11 protein-coding genes are annotated in these 16,480 nt (G+C 42.0%); 4 read left to right on the top strand and 7 right to left on the bottom strand.

Going from position 1 to position 16,480, the window contains the following annotated elements; translation table 11 throughout:
• The first annotated feature begins 510 nt into the window (after positions 1 to 510).
• From WA1_RS05315 to WA1_RS05310, 3 genes are all read left to right on the top strand, one after another.
• Positions 511 to 4,995, top strand: coding sequence for a beta strand repeat-containing protein (locus tag WA1_RS05315; RefSeq protein WP_272819074.1), 4,485 nt, complete (start codon positions 511 to 513; stop codon positions 4,993 to 4,995).
• A 152-nt stretch (positions 4,996 to 5,147) separates the two neighbouring features.
• The gene (locus WA1_RS56630) at positions 5,148 to 5,315 is read left to right on the top strand and encodes a hypothetical protein (RefSeq protein WP_017743084.1); all 168 of its coding nucleotides are present in this window, start codon (positions 5,148 to 5,150) and stop codon (positions 5,313 to 5,315) included.
• A gap of 175 nt (positions 5,316 to 5,490) precedes the next feature.
• Positions 5,491 to 6,408 carry a c-type heme family protein gene (locus WA1_RS05310; protein ID WP_026134605.1) on the top strand — a complete coding sequence of 306 codons (918 nt, stop codon included), beginning with the start codon at positions 5,491 to 5,493 and terminating at the stop codon, positions 6,406 to 6,408.
• 8 nt (positions 6,409 to 6,416) lie between these two features.
• Here WA1_RS05310 and WA1_RS05305 read toward each other — a convergent pair whose 3' ends face one another.
• The 6 genes from WA1_RS05305 to WA1_RS05280 form a co-directional block, all read right to left on the bottom strand.
• Positions 6,417 to 8,087: a DUF8082 domain-containing protein gene (locus WA1_RS05305; RefSeq protein WP_272819073.1), complete on the bottom strand. Its 1,671-nt coding sequence runs from the start codon at positions 8,085 to 8,087 to the stop codon at positions 6,417 to 6,419.
• 347 nt (positions 8,088 to 8,434) lie between these two features.
• Positions 8,435 to 9,154 carry a response regulator gene (locus WA1_RS05300; RefSeq protein WP_017743087.1) on the bottom strand — a complete coding sequence of 240 codons (720 nt, stop codon included), beginning with the start codon at positions 9,152 to 9,154 and terminating at the stop codon, positions 8,435 to 8,437.
• A 421-nt stretch (positions 9,155 to 9,575) separates the two neighbouring features.
• On the bottom strand, positions 9,576 to 9,758 hold the full coding sequence (locus WA1_RS05295) for a CsbD family protein (protein ID WP_017743088.1): 183 nt from the start codon (positions 9,756 to 9,758) through the stop codon (positions 9,576 to 9,578).
• 464 nt (positions 9,759 to 10,222) lie between these two features.
• Positions 10,223 to 10,630, bottom strand: a complete 408-nt coding sequence (locus WA1_RS05290; RefSeq protein ID WP_017743089.1) for a hypothetical protein — start codon at positions 10,628 to 10,630, stop codon at positions 10,223 to 10,225.
• Positions 10,631 to 10,977: 347 nt separating this feature from the next.
• Positions 10,978 to 12,477, bottom strand: a complete 1,500-nt coding sequence (locus tag WA1_RS05285) for an FAD-dependent oxidoreductase (RefSeq protein WP_017743090.1) — start codon at positions 12,475 to 12,477, stop codon at positions 10,978 to 10,980.
• 101 nt (positions 12,478 to 12,578) lie between these two features.
• Positions 12,579 to 13,298, bottom strand: a complete 720-nt coding sequence (locus tag WA1_RS05280) for a response regulator (RefSeq protein WP_017743091.1) — start codon at positions 13,296 to 13,298, stop codon at positions 12,579 to 12,581.
• A 375-nt stretch (positions 13,299 to 13,673) separates the two neighbouring features.
• On the opposite strand from WA1_RS05280, the gene WA1_RS05275 reads away from it, so the two are divergent.
• Positions 13,674 to 15,317, top strand: coding sequence for a purple acid phosphatase family protein (locus WA1_RS05275; protein WP_017743092.1), 1,644 nt, complete (start codon positions 13,674 to 13,676; stop codon positions 15,315 to 15,317).
• Positions 15,318 to 15,593: 276 nt separating this feature from the next.
• Here the strand turns inward: WA1_RS05275 and WA1_RS05270 are convergent, their stop codons facing one another.
• The gene (locus WA1_RS05270) at positions 15,594 to 16,385 is read right to left on the bottom strand and encodes a class I SAM-dependent methyltransferase (RefSeq protein ID WP_017743093.1); all 792 of its coding nucleotides are present in this window, start codon (positions 16,383 to 16,385) and stop codon (positions 15,594 to 15,596) included.
• Positions 16,386 to 16,480 lie beyond the last annotated feature (95 nt).

The raw sequence follows: 16,480 nt of genomic DNA, 5'->3' as shown, positions 1-16,480 counted from the left end.
CCTCGAAATCCAAGATAGTAGCTCCCGGCAGCTAGGACACGCTCTAAGGCAGCATTAAGCGACACAGCAGCCGATAGCCCAAGCACTAAATCTAAAAATTGCTTTTTCTTGAAGAATGTGAAAAAATCAAAATGATCTGGCTATAGCTAAAAGTTACCTGTATCCTCTCTGCTTTTAGTAGATCGACGCACAGCAGCATTTGTTGCCAATGTGTTTAACGAAGGAAGAAGGAAGAGGGAAGACCGAAGTTGTATCCCCATCAATAAATTGAGGGGATTTGAAATGGCAAGAACAAAATCTTACTTTTCCATCAATAAATTGAGGGGCTTCTACCTTAGGAAGGAGGAAGAGAGAAAGAGCAGACGGAAAATTCTTTCCAACTTCGGTCCTTTCTTCTTCCTCCTTCCTTATTTTCGGTGAATGACCATAGTCTTCCTCATCTTAAGCCAGATAAAGCCAGTTGTATTTATGTAAAGACTTCTAAATAAAATTTATTTGGGTCTATTTTTTATGATAGGCAAACACCATTGGCTTCAAGAAAGGCTATCATTTGCTTTTCTGGTACTCATACAGTGTGGCAAAAAAAACTATGCAGTCACAAACAGCATGATTTTCTTTTGTCTCGTGCCTTCTACCCTTTGCTTACTTGCTCCAGCCCGCGCTCAAATTAATCCCGATAACACTTTGGGTGTAGAAAACTCTCGCGTCACTCCTAACACACTCATTAACGGCTTACCCTCAGACCAAATTGATGGCGGTGCTCAACGTGGTAGCAATCTTTTTCATAGTTTTACGCAGTTTAATGTCAACGATGGGCAAAGAGTCTTTTTTACCAATCCTCTTGATGTAAAAAATATTTTTACACGAGTTACAGGTGGGCAAGCCTCAAATATTTTGGGAACTTTGGGAGTAGATGGTAATGCTAACTTGTTTTTGATGAATCCGAATGGAATTGTGTTTGGGAAAAATGCCAGTTTGAATGTGAATGGTTCATTTGTGGCGACAATGGCGAATGGGATTCAGTTTGGCAATTTAGGGACTTTTAGTGCTACAAATCCAGAAGCACCTTCGTCGTTGCTGACTATTAATCCAAGAGCGTTGTTTTTTAATCAGATTAATCCAACTGCATCTATTCAGAATAATTCAATTGCACCCGCAGGAAAAGACCCTACGGGTACTGACACAATTGGTTTACGAGTACCAGATGGTAAGAGTTTGCTACTCATTGGTGGTAATGTCAGCATGGATGGAGGGAAATTAAAAGCTTATGGTGGAAGAGTTGAGTTGGGAGGGTTAGCAACATCTGGAAATGTAAATATTCTCTTTGATGGGGATAATTTGAGGTTGGGATTTCCTGAGAATGTGAATCGTGCAGATGTATTGCTTACCAATCAAGCAGCGATAAATGTAGAAGGGGCTGGCGGCGGTAATATTGCAATCAATGCCCGAAATTTAGAGGTATCAGGAAGAAGTATCTTTTCTGCTGGTATTGCGCGAGGTTTGGGGACACCTGAAACTGTCGCTGGGGATATTGCCCTCAATGCGACAGGGGAAATTATAGTTGCTGGTAGGAGCAGTATTGCTAATGATGTCTTCTTAGGAGCAAAAGGAAGTGGGGGTAACATTACCATTGATACTGGTTCCTTCTCTTTACGAGATAGAGCTCAACTTGCAGCCTCAACTTTTGGACAAGGGAATGCGGGGAATGTGACAGTGCGGGCAGTTGATGCGGTTTCCCTTGTAGATAGTAATATATTCAGCACGGTAGAAGCAGGGGGTATAGGTAAAGGTGGCAATATCGATATCAATGCTGCTTCCTTATCACTTATTGATAATGCTCAACTGCAAACTAGTACTCGTGGTGCATCTAATACCCAACCCGCAGGACGAGGTGATGCTGGCAATGTTAATATAAAAGTGAGTGGTAATGTTAATATTGCAGGGCAGAAAAACGGTCGTGCCAGTGGGATTTTCAGCTCGGTGGATACGGGGACAGTTGGTAATGGGGGTAACATAACCATTGATACTGGTTCCTTCTCTTTACGAGATGAAGCTCAACTTGCAGCCTCAACTAGTGGACAAGGGAATGCGGGGAACGTAACAGTGCGGGCAGTTGATGCGGTTTCCCTTGCAGGTAACGCTGGCATCCTCAGCAGGGTGAATGCAGGAGGTGTGGGTAAAGGTGGCAATATCGACATCAATGCTGCTTCCTTGTCACTTACTGATGGTGCTCAACTGCTAACTAGTACTCGTGGTGCATCTAATACCCAACCCGCAGGAAGGGGTGATGCTGGCGATGTTAATATAAAAGTGACTGGCAATGTTAATATTGCAGGGCAGAAAAACGGTCTTGCCAGTGGGATTCGCAGCTTTGTAGCTACGGGGACAGTTGGTAATGGAGGTAACATCACCATTGATACTGGTTCCTTCTCTTTACGAGATAGAGCTCAACTTGCAGCCTCAACTTTTGGACAAGGGAATGCGGGGAATGTGACAGTGTGGGCAGTTGATGCGGTTTCCCTTGTATATAGTAATATATTCAGCACGGTAGAAGCAGGGGGTATAGGTAAAGGTGGCAATATCGATATCAATGCTGCTTCCTTATCACTTATTGATAGTGCTCAACTGCTAACTCTTACTCGTGGTGCATCTAATAGCCAGCCCGCAGAAAGGGGTGATGCTGGCAATGTGAATGTGAAAGTGACTGGTAATGTTAATATTGCAGGGCAGAAAAACGGTTTTGCCAGTGGGATTATTAGCTCGGTGGCTACGGGGACAGTAGGCAACGGAGGTAATATTACCATTGATACTGGTTCCTTCTCTTTACGAGATGACGCTCAACTTTCTGCCTCAACTTCTGGAATTGGGAATGCGGGGAACGTGACAGTGCGGGCAGTTGATGCGGTTTCCCTTGTAGATAGTAATATATTCAGCACGGTAGAAGCAGGGGGTATAGGTAAAGGTGGCAATATCGACATCAATGCTGCTTCCTTATCACTAGATGGTGCTCAACTGGGAACTATTACTCGTCGTGCATCTAATACCCAACCCGCAGGACGAGGTGATGCTGGCAATGTGAATGTGAAAGTGACTGGCAATGTTGATATTGCAGGGCAGAAAAACGGTTTTACCAGTGGGATTCGCAGCTTTGTAGCTACGGGGACAGTTGGTAATGGAGGTAACATCACCATTGATACTGGTTCCTTCTCTTTACGAGATGGCGCTCAACTTGAAGCCTCAACTCGTGGACAAGGGAATGCGGGGAATGTGACAGTGCGGGCAGTTGATGCGGTTTCCCTTGCAGGTAACGCTGGCATCCTCAGCACGGTGGATGCAAGGGGTGTGGGTAAAGGTGGCAATATCGACATCAATGCTGCTTCCTTATCACTTACTGATGGTGCTCAACTGCTAACTATTACTCGTGGTGTATCTAATACCCAGCCCGCAGGACGAGGTGATGCTGGCAATGTGAATGTGAAAGTGACTGGCAATGTTGATATTGCAGGGCAGAAAAACGGTCTTGTCAGTGGGATTGGCAGCTTAGTGGAAACGGGGACAGTTGGTAATGGGGGTAACATATCCATTGATACTGGTTCCTTATCATTACGAGATAGCGCTCAACTTTCTGCCGCAACTGCTGGACAAGGGAATGCGGGGAATGTGACAGTGCGGGCAGTTGATGCGGTTTCCCTTGTAGATAGTAATATATTCAGCACGGTAGAAGCAGGGGGTATAGGTAAAGGTGGCAATATCGACATCAATGCTGCTTCCTTATCACTTATTGATAGTGCTCAACTGCAAACTAGTACTCGTGGTGCATCTAATACCCAACCCGCAGGACGAGGTGATGCTGGCAATGTCAATGTGAAAGTGACTGGTAATGTTGATATTGCAGGGCAGAAAAACGGTTCTGTCAGTGGGATTGGCAGCTTTGTAGCTACGGGGACAGTTGGTAATGGGGGTAACATAACCATTGATACTGGTTCCTTCTCTTTACGAGATAGCGCTCAACTTGAAGCCTCAACTAGTGGACAAGGGAATGCAGGGGATGTGACAGTGCGGGCAAATATTTTTGAAGCACTCAACGGCGGACAACTCATCACCACTACGTCAAGCAATGGAAGTGCAGGTACGATCGCAGTCAATGCGACTGAGAAGGTAATGATTAGTGGTCGCGATCCTAATTACAACAACCGACAGGCTCAATTGGGCGATCGCACCGCTAATGTTAGGGCTAACAGTGGCTTTTTCGTTAGTTCTTCTGGTTCAGGCATCACAGGCGATATCGAAATCAACTCACCCAACATTACTTTAGACAACCAAGGCAGACTCAACGCCGAATCAGCATCCGGTAACGGTGGTAACATCAACCTCAACAGCGATTTACTCTTACTCCGTCGTGGTGCTCAAATTACCACCAACGCCGGTACTGAGCAAAAAGGTGGAGATGGTGGTAACATCAACATCAACTCAAAATTCATTGTCGCAGTTCCTCAAGAAAACAGCGATGTTACCGCTAACGCTTTCCAAGGACGCGGTGGTAATATTAACGTCACTGCTCAAGGAATCTTTGGGATCGAAGCTCGTCCCAAACCATCAGAGCTAACAAATGACATTACTGCTAGTTCAGACCTTGGTTTATCGGGTACGATTAATCTGAATTCTCCTGATAACAGTTCGCTACAAAACAGCCTTACCCAACTCTCTCAAAACTTGGTTGACTCTAATGCCCTAATTGCCAGTAGTTGCATAGTCCGAAGCAATCAAAAACAACAAAACAGTTTCACCATCACGGGTACTGGTGGTTTACCCAACCGTCCTGGCGATCTGTTAGTATCAAATTACGCAACTGGTTCTGTAAGGAATGTTACCTATAGCAATCAATCCAGTTCCATCAATGCGGGAATCTGGAAAAAAGGTGACCCAATTATCGAACCTCAAGGTGTTTATCGCACGACATCAGGGCAAATAGTTTTAAGCCGCGAATGTCGGTAGAAATTGCTACTCAATTACAACTTTTTGATAACCGTAAATAACGCTATCCAGATGAAAACAGCGATCGCTTATCTGGAAAATCTCGCTAACAAATCTTCACGAGATAAATTCGTCCCCCTGGCTACCCTCTCTACTGTAATTAAGATTACTGATTGGGTGCTGATGCCCAAAAGCAGCAGTTGTGCGATCGCTATGGTAACAATACGCTGGTAGTGAAAATTGTGGCTACCTCAATTCAAGACTTGTTTGATGGAGAAATTGCGGCATTGCAACAAGAAACTTTTGTTTTTAATAGCATTTGTCAAAACGGGTGTATATAAACAAACACTGATAGCTGCTCGGCTATAGGAGGGCATGAACATTACTGGTGTTACAGGTTTAACTGGTGAGCAGAAAGCTACACTCAAAGTTTTAGGGGCAGTAGAATGATAACTATAGGATTAGCTATACTAGGGGAAAAAATTTATCGCTGAAAAGATATTATTATAAATAAGCATGGCTATATTCAACGCTCACTTGCTAAATGCCAAGATTGGAGCCAAGTTTAACTCTTTATTAGTTCTCTCTTTCTTCGTCGGCATCCTTCTTAGCAGCCTGATGCTATCGAGTGTTCTGCAACAGAGAGCTGAGTACGAGATTAGCGTCAAGGCTGATTTGCTCATGCAGACAATGAACTCATTGCGGTATTATACCCAAGATCGTGTCAATCCACTGCTCAAACCTCAATTAGAAACTGGTTCTACCTTTATTCCCGAGGCAATTCCAACCTATTCAGTCAGAGAGGTTTCGGAATACTTACGCAAAAATGACAAATATCACGACTTTTTCTATAAAGACGCTGCTCTCAATCCTACTAATCCTAGAGACCAAGCTGATAGTTTTGAAACTGCATTGGTAGAACGTTTTCGCCAACAACCAGAACTCAAGGAACTTTCGGGTTTTCGCTCTACACCAGAGGGGAAAAAGTTTTATACAGCTCATCCATTTAAAATAGAAGAAAAGCGCTGTCTTGAGTGCCATTCTCGTCCAGACATTGCACCAAAAAGTTTATTAGTCACCTATGGAGAACACGGGTTTGGTTGGCAACTGAATCAGGTTATTGCGGCTCAAATGGTCTATGTTCCTTCAGAAAAGGTCTTTGATGAAACTTGGCGGGCTTTCTTCTCAGTTATGCTCGTTATCATGACTATCTTTTTTGCTGTCATATTGTTGATTAATTTTTTATTAAAGAAAGTTGTTATCCAACGAATCAAAAATATTGCAAAAATAGCTAATGCTGTAAGCACGGGTGAGATAAATGCTAACTTTGAAGAAAAATCAAAAGATGAAATTGGTTTACTAGCGATCGCTTTTGAACGCATGAGATCCAGTCTGTTGATTGCCATGGATTTGATAAAGCAACAAAAAACTTAATCCGTTAATTATCCCAGCACCTGCTGTTTGAAAGCCAATGTCAGTTGAGGATTTGGAAGTTTAGCAGCTAGGCTTTCGACAAAAGTTGCGCGAGAGTGTTCTCCAGAGCTAAGAGTTTGTTGAATGAGAATATGAGCAATTGGTCCGATAGCTTCGGTTAACGCTTGCTCGCACCGACGGATAAAATTTTCATCCAATACCTGATATTGGTCTATTAACATTTCTACCCTATCTTCCTGTTTTAAAAGCGGCTGTGTTAACTCCAAATTGACTTGTTTCTGAAATTCCTCTTGTTGAGATGGAGACAGATGACGCCTCAATTGCTCGATTAATTCCCTTCGATTCCCCACCTGTGCCAACACATTTTGTAGCAGAATGGGAGCAATCGGTCCAATAAGATCGAGTAAAACCTTTTCTAGATCATAAATTTGGGATGAAGTCAATACAAAATGCAAAGGTTCAGCTATGTTAAGCCAGATAGGAGGTTCGACAGCAGGATTTTGACAGATGGTAGGTAACCAAGAAGCACCGGGAAAATAAGCTTCCAACCTTTTTAATTGCTGACGGGCGTACCGCACGGCTCGATATAAAGACAAACGTTCCCGTGCAAAAGCCGAGAGAAAGTGTCTAAAAAATTCCTGTGCTACCCGGTTGGGTACGGGTTCTCGCATGACAATTACGGTAGGAATATGTAGTTTTTCTAGAGAATTTGCTAAGCCTAAACCATCACAGGAATTGAAAATTGCCAGTTTCAACCCATTGGTAATGGCTACCTTAAGAGCTTCTTGCAACTGTTCAATTGTTAAACTGTTACTGTTAGGATTGTCGTTGAGATAAATCCTGCCTGTTTCGCCTTCGGTTTGACTGTGTCCGGCAAAAAAGAGAATATCCCAGCCTTGAGCATTCCGAAGTTGCTGGTTTAATTGTTCATAGGAAGGGTTCACAAGAAACTCGGTTTTTGCCTCTTGTAAATCTTGAAGAAATCTTTGTTCCGCCTTTAAATCTATTCCTTTGCTACTGCCTAAAATCGCCAAGATTCTGACTTTTGTTGTCTCTCGCTGAGCCTGTCCTTCACGCTGGTATTCGGGTTGACTCAGTGCTGGTTCTGCTTGGGGATAGTCGTCAAAAAACTGCCAACAATGCCAGGGTAAGCGACGCAGTAAGTCATCGTTGGTTTCAATCATGACATGGATTTCTGATGCTGAATCCAGTCGCGATCGCACCTGGCGAGCGACATTAAAAAACCCTGGTGAGTGAAGCCACGCATTTATGCTCTGTTCTAGTTGATAACAAACTTGATTAAAGCTATCCTGTGAAATATTGGTAATGCCTTCGAGTTCAATTTCTAGCTCATCATCCACATCCACCTCTGCTAATTGGGCAACAGACCGTCTGCGGATGTCCTTCATACTCGCCATCCGATTGCAAAGGTGTTTGTAAATTGATTGCCAGTTACTGTAGAGTTCTGCCAAAATTGGTGCTGCGGGTAGGCTACCAATAAATTGCTGGGGTCGAGAATAGCCCGATACCCACAATTGAACGGTTACTCTAGGAAAGCCACTGTTTAGATCCCCATTTCCCAAGTTAATAACGACTGCCTTAAGCGTTGGCGGAGGCATTTTTCTCCATTTGCGATCGGCTATTACTAAGTAATAGCGTTTTTGTTCAAAATTCTCCAAATATTACTAAAGTTTTGGAATTGTGTTAAAATCGGATATGTAAGTATCGACGCTTGCACTATCCCTACTTTGAAAGACCAGAGGAGCGATTAGGGTCGAGACGTACAGGTTCGGTCACCAGACTAGTTCTGGTCAAAAATAGGTACAGACTAACTGTCTGTTATAGGGCAAGCTACGGCAAAGACCATTTTCTAAGAGAATGGCAATACCTTATAGTACTTAAGTACCCTAATATTCATCTAAAAACAAGCGCTGTTGGTTCACCTATCTATATTAATCTTTAATGGATAAATTTGATAAGGTTTTTCGCAGCGCAAATGACTAACCTCACCAATTCTGGCAAGATTTTATTGTACCAAGCCCGAACGCAAAGCGCGGACAGCAGCCTGAGTACGGTCAGCTACACAGAGTTTGCTCAAAATACTTCTGACATGGGTTTTTACAGTCCCAATTGTTAGGTGAAGCTTTTGGGCAATTCCTGCATTGTCACAGCCAGAAACAATCAACTCCAAAACATCCATTTCCCGTTCAGTCAGTGGATAAGTTTCCAGCGTTTTCTCAATTTCTGGGTCAACAGCATTAATCATCACTCGTTTGCCCGTTGTTCCTCCGTCGCTATCGGGGAAATCGTGACGTATTTGTTGCAAAATAATGTCTGCAATTGCCGGGTCAATCCAAGAACTACCTGTATGAATTGTTTTGACTGCTTCTACCAGTTTATCAGTTGCAATATCCTTCATACAGTAAGAATCTGCTCCTGCTGCAAAAGCTGCTAAAACAGCTTCATCGCTATTTTGCATTGTGAGAATCAGCAGTTTTGTTGTATAGTCTTGCGTCTGAGCTTGATAGTGCCTGAACTGGCGTGTCAGTTCAATTCCATCCATATCAGGCAGACCAATGTCGATAGTAGCAACATCTGGATGCAGGGTTTTCAAAAGCTGCAGCCCTTCCGTTGCATTGGACGCCTCACCAACAATCTTCATTTCTGCCTGAGTTTGTAAAGCAGCCCGTAAACCTATCCGGGTAAGGTTGTGGTCTTCAATGACGACGACCTTGATTTCACTCATAGCTTAATGACCTCTACCCATTATACATGGATATTCTAATAGAGATTTTATACAAAAAGAAAGATGTCACCAAAATTCATCCCCCGCAAGCAAGAAAAATTCTTGAAAATGGGTATGGGACATGGACAATAAATTATTTCTGACTATGCTTCATACCCTATTTTGGAGAGATCGGTACTTCGTTATTAACAAACTAGTCTTATATTCAATCCTTCAAAAAAATAATATTATAGTTGCTTATGGCGTTTTTGACAACTTAACCAAAAATTGTGGGCTTTAGCCCTACCTACACCGTCTTGAAAAAGGGAGTGGGGAGTAGGGCTTATTACGAGTTCACGATACTGCTTCTTAATAAGAAAGAAAACAGTGTTTACCGATTTTCTCAGTAAACACTGTTATATACAAATCCCTGTTATTTTAGTTAGTCGATAGCTTTCTTAACCTCATCTTTCAAATTTTCTACACCATGGCGAACTCGAGCTTCAGCTTGCTTTGCTTTGCCTTCAGCTTTGTCATTGGGGTTACCAGTAATTTCACCCACAACTTCTTGGATTTTACCTTCTATATTTTTAGCAGTTGCTTCTATTCTATTCTCGATACTCATATTGTCTCCTTATGGTCGATTGATTGCTCGAACTTGTTAGTGAACTATTTCTTGTCTATACGTATCTTAATGTGACAAAGATTGGTTTGTGAATCTATCTTCAGTCTATTTTTTATCACTAATATTTTGTCCTCACTACTGATTTTTATGTTATTTAACTCATCTGCAAGATTTAAAATTATAGCTATCAGATAGATACAGACAGTAAGGTTAACTCTTCCCTAAGATAAGCACATTTCTAGCTTTAGGTAGATATAGGACTCCTATTTGATTTTTGAAATATACGTAGTAGGTAGGGCTAAAGCCCACCACAAGCTTTATGTGGTGGGCTTTAGCCCTACCTACATTATTACATTACTTATGATTCCTATAGTATTCATTACTGCTCAAAAAAAATGATGATTGGGACAACACCTCAATCATCTTAGCAGTACCTATGTAACCGAAAAACTTAGACAAAAATACTAAACAATTCCTGGACCTCTGCCTCGTTTGTCATCATCAATTGTTAACTGACCTTCTTTATCTTCATTCACTTCTTGTAGTTCTTCAGCACGATGAGCGGTATCTTCTGCTGCTTCTTGTTTCGCATCACCAGGAACTTCATAGTACATTTCCGGTTCTACTGCGTAATTATTTAGCAAACCTTCTCTGTCTACTGTGTAGCCATCTGTTGTGTGTACGCTCGTAGACTGTGTTTGGTCGTCGGTGGGTGCGCTTGCCTCTCTCTGTTCATTAGGAAGTGTTTTGTATAGTTCTCCCTCTCTTTCTTTGCGAGCTGCTGTTTCAGCAGGTACAATCCCTCTATCGTATGTATCCACCTCAACTCGCTTAGAGGTATCTGCGACTTTCTTATCCTTTTCATTAGTCATATATTATGTCCTCGCTAAATTTTTCATTCAACATTTATACTAAATAAACTAAATCTTTTATAATTTGAAACATAGTACCTAAAGACGTGAAGCTTAAAATCTTGAGAAGTGTTAGTGATTAAAGAAAATTAACTTTTTTCTATCCTATGATGTATTTTTTATGATTGTTTCTTAAATTTTTGTTAAGCTTTTGACGTCAAACATATTTATTATTAAAAAGCAGATCCAAATACGTCTTGCAAGACTGCAAGGGATTACGATAATTGAGGTGTCAGAACCCCGGTTTCGCAGGAGAAACCGGGGTTCTAATTTCCCCTTATCCGAGTAGTATTGGTCACTGGTCACTGTTATTCTAAATCTTTTACCGTTGGTCCGTGCAGCACTGTTCCGTTGTAATTAAAACGGGAACCATGACAAGGACAATCCCAACTTTTCTCAGCACTGTTCCAGGCAACAACACAACCTAAATGAGAACACACAGCAGAGACTGCATGAATTTCTCCTCCTTCATCTCTGTAAGCTGCTACCTTTTTGCCATTAACAGTGACTAGCTTTCCTTCACTATTGGGAACATCAACGAAAGAATTACCGATTCCTTTAATGCGATCGCCTACCCAATGAACGCCGACATCAAGGTTCTGCTTAATCCCTTCCACACTGAAAAACGGAGTCGCACGGGTTGCATCGTAAAGTTCAGCCCAAAGATTATTTATACCTAATATCTTGTCTGCAAGTAGCATTCCAGATAATGTTCCCTTTGTCATCCCCCAAAGGCTAAAACCAGTGGCTACATAAATATGGTTGTTGAATGGAGTCAATTTACCAATGTAAGGTAAGCGATCGAAGGAAACAGCATCTTGGGTTGACCAACGATACTCAAAAGAATCAATCCCAAAGCGAGAACGTGCAAATTCTTCCAAATCGAGGTACTTTTCTTCTGTGTTAGTAACAGTACCTACTTTATGACCGCCACCGCCAACAAGAAGGAGTAAACCATCTCGATAGGGAGTGGTACGAATCGAGTAATATGTTTCACCAATACCAATATACATTCCTTTTGGTGCTTTGGATGCCTCAATCCGCGCACCAATAATGTAAGAACGCTTGGGATAAGTTTTAGCGAAAAACAAGCCCTGGTCTAAGATTGGCAAATTTGTAGTGATAATAACATCCTGTGCTTGAACAGTTCCCTTATCGGTGATGACTTGACAGGGATTATCTTCTTCAACCTTTTGCACTCGCGTGTTCTCAAATACATAGCTACCATTTCCCGTAATGCCTTTAGCAAGGTGCAGTAAATATTTATGTGAGTGAAACTGTGCTTGGTTGTCAAATTTAATTGCACCCGCAATAGGAAAAGGTAAAGAAGTTTCCCGGACAAAGGAAGCAGGAAGCCCTAATCTGAGGGCGGCTTCTACTTCTTGCTCAATTTTGCTGAGTTGGTCTTGAGAGTCTGTAAAAGAATAAGCACTTTGACGGCTGAAGTCACAATCTATTTGTTCTTCCTCAACAAAAGCAGCGATACGTTCTAATGCTGCTTGATTTGACTGTGCATAAATTCTGGCTTTCTCTTCACCAAATTTCTCGATCAACTCTGCATAAATCAATTGGTGAAGTGAGGTAACTTTAGCAGTTGTATGACCGCTTACACCAGTTGCTATGCGATTTGATTCAATCACAGCAACAGTTTTTCCCGCTCGCTTTAACAATGTAGCAGCAGTGATTCCAGCGATACCCGCCCCAACGATCGCAACATCCACTGTTACCGTATTGACGAGTGGTGAAAAGTGATTCTCAGGTGTTGAATCTATCCAATAAGATATAGGTTTTCCAAGTATTTTTTGCATATTTTTAGGGTTAATAGTTGTTAATTGATAGTTGTTAGTTGATAGTTGTTAGTTGTATAAACTATCAACTACTAACCACTATCCACTAACAACTAACATTCTTATCTAACCAATCCAGCTCGCAAAGCAAGAACAGCAACTTGAGTGCGATCGCTCACACAAAGCTTATTCAAAAGGTTGCGGACGTGAGTTTTAACAGTACCTACAGTAATGTAAAGTTTTTCGGCAATGTCTGCATTACTACATCCATCTACAATGAGCCTGAGGACATCTAATTCTCGAGCTGTTAAGGGATAGCTTGGAATAATCTGGCTTTCCTCAGTTGATAAACCATTGATAGCAACTGTTGTATTTTCAGAACTTGCTTGAGCTTCTGCGTAAGTTTTATTGCTATGTTGCAAGATAATACGGGCGATGGTCGGATCGATCCAAGAGTTACCTTCGTAAGTTAACTTCAATGCATCAGCTAATTTGTCAATACTGCCATCCTTCATATAATAAGAATCTGCCCCAGCCGCAAAAGCAGCTAGCACGGTATCCTCATTATCCTGCATTGTCATAATCAAAATCTTGGTTTCAGGCATCTCGCCTGCTTCTTCAGAATTTTTGAAGTGCTGGATCAACTCAATGCCACTCATGTCTGGCAGATCCACATCTACAATAGCAACATCTGGTTTTGTTGATTTCAGAAGCTTTAGACCCGATCTGGCATCCTTGGCTTCACCAATCACCTCAATTCCATTTTGTTGCTTCAAAGCAGCAATTATACCGATCCGAGTTAGCTCGTGGTCTTCAATTAAAACAACACGAATTGCATTCATGGTAAAGCCTCAATTCTTCTAAATTAAAGAGATGCACAAATCAACTCTTTTGTATTTATCGAGTGATAGTATAAGTATTTTAAAAGGCTATAACGATTTCAGTCTATCTCTCTGAGGCACTGTCTATAAAAGCAACAGTTTGTCCTCTTGACACAGATAGAGTCATTCATAAGAAAGCTCAGATGTATTTTACAATTAAGCCATTCGATAACCACTAACTATCCACATTGGATAATGTATTTATGCCAAAAGGCATACAAAACAGTGAGCAGTGACCAGTGACCTACAATGAGGTGAAAATTTCTCTTCCTCACTCCCTACTCCCCACTCCCAAGATATATTAACTTAATTAACGTGCGTTTTAGGTAAAAAATAATGTCACCACCACAGTTGCTTACCGATCCTTTCCTGCAACTCCCAACCGAAAACTCGGTACGAGTTGTTTGGTTTACTGAATTTGCTGGTTCTGGACATATAGTTGCTTATGGTAAGAATCTGGCTCATACTGCTACTGCTAAAACTATTAAACTCAACCGGGTGCGCGAAGACCAAAATTCACGAGTCGGAAACCAAACAGAGGATGGACAAATTTATCAACATCCTGTTGTGCGTGATATTTGGCGTCATGAGGCAGAGGTAACCGATTTAACCCCTAACACACGCGTTTCTTACCGAGTCACAAGTGTCAGGGAAGATGGCGAAAGCATTAGTAGCAGTGTGTTTAGCCTTGCACCTACTCCAAAGCTGGGAACGCCACTAAAAATTTTGCTGACTTCTGACCATCAAATTAAGCCCATGGTAGCAGCAAATTTACAGAAAGTTGAAGAAACAGTTGGGCAAGTTGATGCAGTTTGGTTTGCTGGTGATTTGGCAAATATTCCCGATCGCGCTTCAGAATGGTTTGATGATAATCGTGGTGGTGCGTTCTTTCCTTGTTTGCAAGGTCGTGCCAAGTTTGAAATGAACAAAAACGGGACTATAACATTTTATACTGGAGGTGAAATTATTCAACACGCCCCAATGTTTACTTGCATTGGTAACCATGAGATTATGGGACGCTTTGGGCGTGAAAGTATAAACACGGAATTTGATAAGACAATACCTCGCGCTATTGCTCAGAATTTGTACGGTACCGAAACGCTAAAAAATAATTCTTTTAATACTGATACTTACGAAGAACTTTTTACCCTACCGCAAAGTCCAGAAGGAGGAAAAACTTACTACGCAGTCAGCTTTAGTGATGTGCGATTGGTGGTGTTGTATGCTACAAATATGTGGCGCACTTATCACTTAGATGCAGATACTAGAGGCAGATACAAGGAAAGCGAAAAAGATTTAAACAACCCAGAGAATTGGGGTTACGGACAGCATATTTACGAGGCGATCGCAAAAGGGAGTAAGCAGTACAATTGGCTGGTACAAGAATTGAATAGCTCTGAATTTCAGCAAGCAAAGTACAAAGTGGTGATGTTGCACCATCCGCCTCATTCTCTCGGTGGTAACGTGGTTCCAGCATACACCGATCCAGTGCAAATTATAGAACGCGATACATTCGGTAACATTAAGGCAGTGCGTTACGAATACCCTAAAGACGCTGATTACCTAATTCGCGATGTCATGCCTTTACTAGAAGCAGCTGGCGTACAGTTAGTATTTTACGGGCATTCCCATTTGTGGAACCGCTTTGTCACCTCCAGTGGAATGCATTTTATCGAAACATCAAATGTTGGTAATTCATACGGTGCGGCTTGGGGTAATAACAAGCGAGAAGTTCCCGTGGGTTATCAGGAGGATTATGTTGAACTTGGAGATCCATATGGATTAGAACCCGTGTTACCAACAATCCGTCCGTTTCCAGAAGAAGATGGTAAGCCAATACCATATATTGCCAGCAATGAACTTACAGTTTTCAGCATCTTTGATACAGGTACAGGTACGGTCAGCAGTTACTTGTTTGATACAAGTAAGCCGGATTCTGAGGTGATTAAGTTTGATGAATTTGAGTTAAAGAAGTCGTAGTTATAACTAGTAAGGTACATAATGGCAGCCCTACTGGTTCTTTTTTAGGATTTCCAGAAAATAAATTATCCCATATTGTGGGACGGGCGTCCCCGCCCGTCTTAATCTTAGTGGCAGCCCGCCCGTCTTAATCTTAGTGGCAGGCCGCCCATCTTAATCTTAGTGGCAGGCCGCCCATCTTAATCTTAGTGGCAGGCCGCCCATCTTAATCTTAGTGGCGGGCGAGGACGCCCGCACCACAAGAAATTTTGGGATATTTTTTTATTGGGAAGCCCTTTATTTGATACACTTAATAATTCCGTAAAATCCACTTACTTCTACTTGTATCTTGTCTGAATGAAAACCTCCTGTTAATACGATATGTCGCAATTCTTCTGGTGAAAAGAACTGAAACACGATGCTAGGGTATGGCTTGAGAAAAGTTGTGGCTAACAGTTTGCCACCAGGGCGCAACGCTTGGTAAATATTGCGAATCCCTTCAGTCGCATCATTCCAACAGTGCATTGCAGCCCCAGCATAGATAGCATCTATAGAATCCGGTGCTAGAGGTAGTGCTTCTACATCAGCTCGGATGATAATAATTTCTGACGGTGATATGCCTTCCAATTGCATTTGTTGTTGCAACTCAGTCAGCATTGTTTCTGAGTAATCCAGAGCTAAGATCTGTTCGCACTTTCCCCACTTTACCAAGCGACGTGCCATGATGCCTGTACCACAACTGACATCTGCTACAATTCCTGGATTTTGACCAAAGAATTCTGTACACAGGCGGAACTCAGCATCTATACCTCCAGAGTTCCGCAGTCCTACTGCCCAAAGTGGTGGTAAAATTCGCTCGTATAAAAAGGAGACAATTGGAGAGCGAAACAACTCTGTACGTAAAGGTTTTGTCTCTGTTACGGAGTTTTCAGTTTGCCTTTGTAATGCTTGATCAGTCAAATCCACAACAGAGGGTATTTTTGCTAATTCTTGTTGGAAAGAATTATGACACGTATTACACTGCTGTGGAACTTCAGTTAAAGTTTTGCGGCATAGAGGACAAGCTATGATTTCCTGTATTGTGGACATAACGTTTTTTCTTTAATCTACATCTAAGCTGTTCCATATCTATTTTGCATATTAAACCGCAGAGGCGCAGAGGGCGCAGAGTAAGAGAGAGAAGA

It is taken from the genome of Scytonema hofmannii PCC 7110, from assembly GCF_000346485.2.
Lineage (GTDB): Bacteria > Cyanobacteriota > Cyanobacteriia > Cyanobacteriales > Nostocaceae > Scytonema > Scytonema hofmannii.
This window is presented reverse-complemented; position numbering and strand designations above follow the sequence as displayed.

Coding starts and splice junctions, on each gene's coding strand:
- WA1_RS05280 (WP_017743091.1), bottom strand. CDS start 13,298: ATGAATGCAATTCGTGTTGTTTTAATTGAAGACCACGAGCTAACTCGG.
- WA1_RS05310 (WP_026134605.1), top strand. CDS start 5,491: ATGGCTATATTCAACGCTCACTTGCTAAATGCCAAGATTGGAGCCAAG.
- WA1_RS05300 (WP_017743087.1), bottom strand. CDS start 9,154: ATGAGTGAAATCAAGGTCGTCGTCATTGAAGACCACAACCTTACCCGG.
- WA1_RS05315 (WP_272819074.1), top strand. CDS start 511: ATGATAGGCAAACACCATTGGCTTCAAGAAAGGCTATCATTTGCTTTT.
- WA1_RS05295 (WP_017743088.1), bottom strand. CDS start 9,758: ATGAGTATCGAGAATAGAATAGAAGCAACTGCTAAAAATATAGAAGGT.
- WA1_RS05285 (WP_017743090.1), bottom strand. CDS start 12,477: ATGCAAAAAATACTTGGAAAACCTATATCTTATTGGATAGATTCAACA.
- WA1_RS05275 (WP_017743092.1), top strand. CDS start 13,674: ATGTCACCACCACAGTTGCTTACCGATCCTTTCCTGCAACTCCCAACC.
- WA1_RS05290 (WP_017743089.1), bottom strand. CDS start 10,630: ATGACTAATGAAAAGGATAAGAAAGTCGCAGATACCTCTAAGCGAGTT.
- WA1_RS05270 (WP_017743093.1), bottom strand. CDS start 16,385: ATGTCCACAATACAGGAAATCATAGCTTGTCCTCTATGCCGCAAAACT.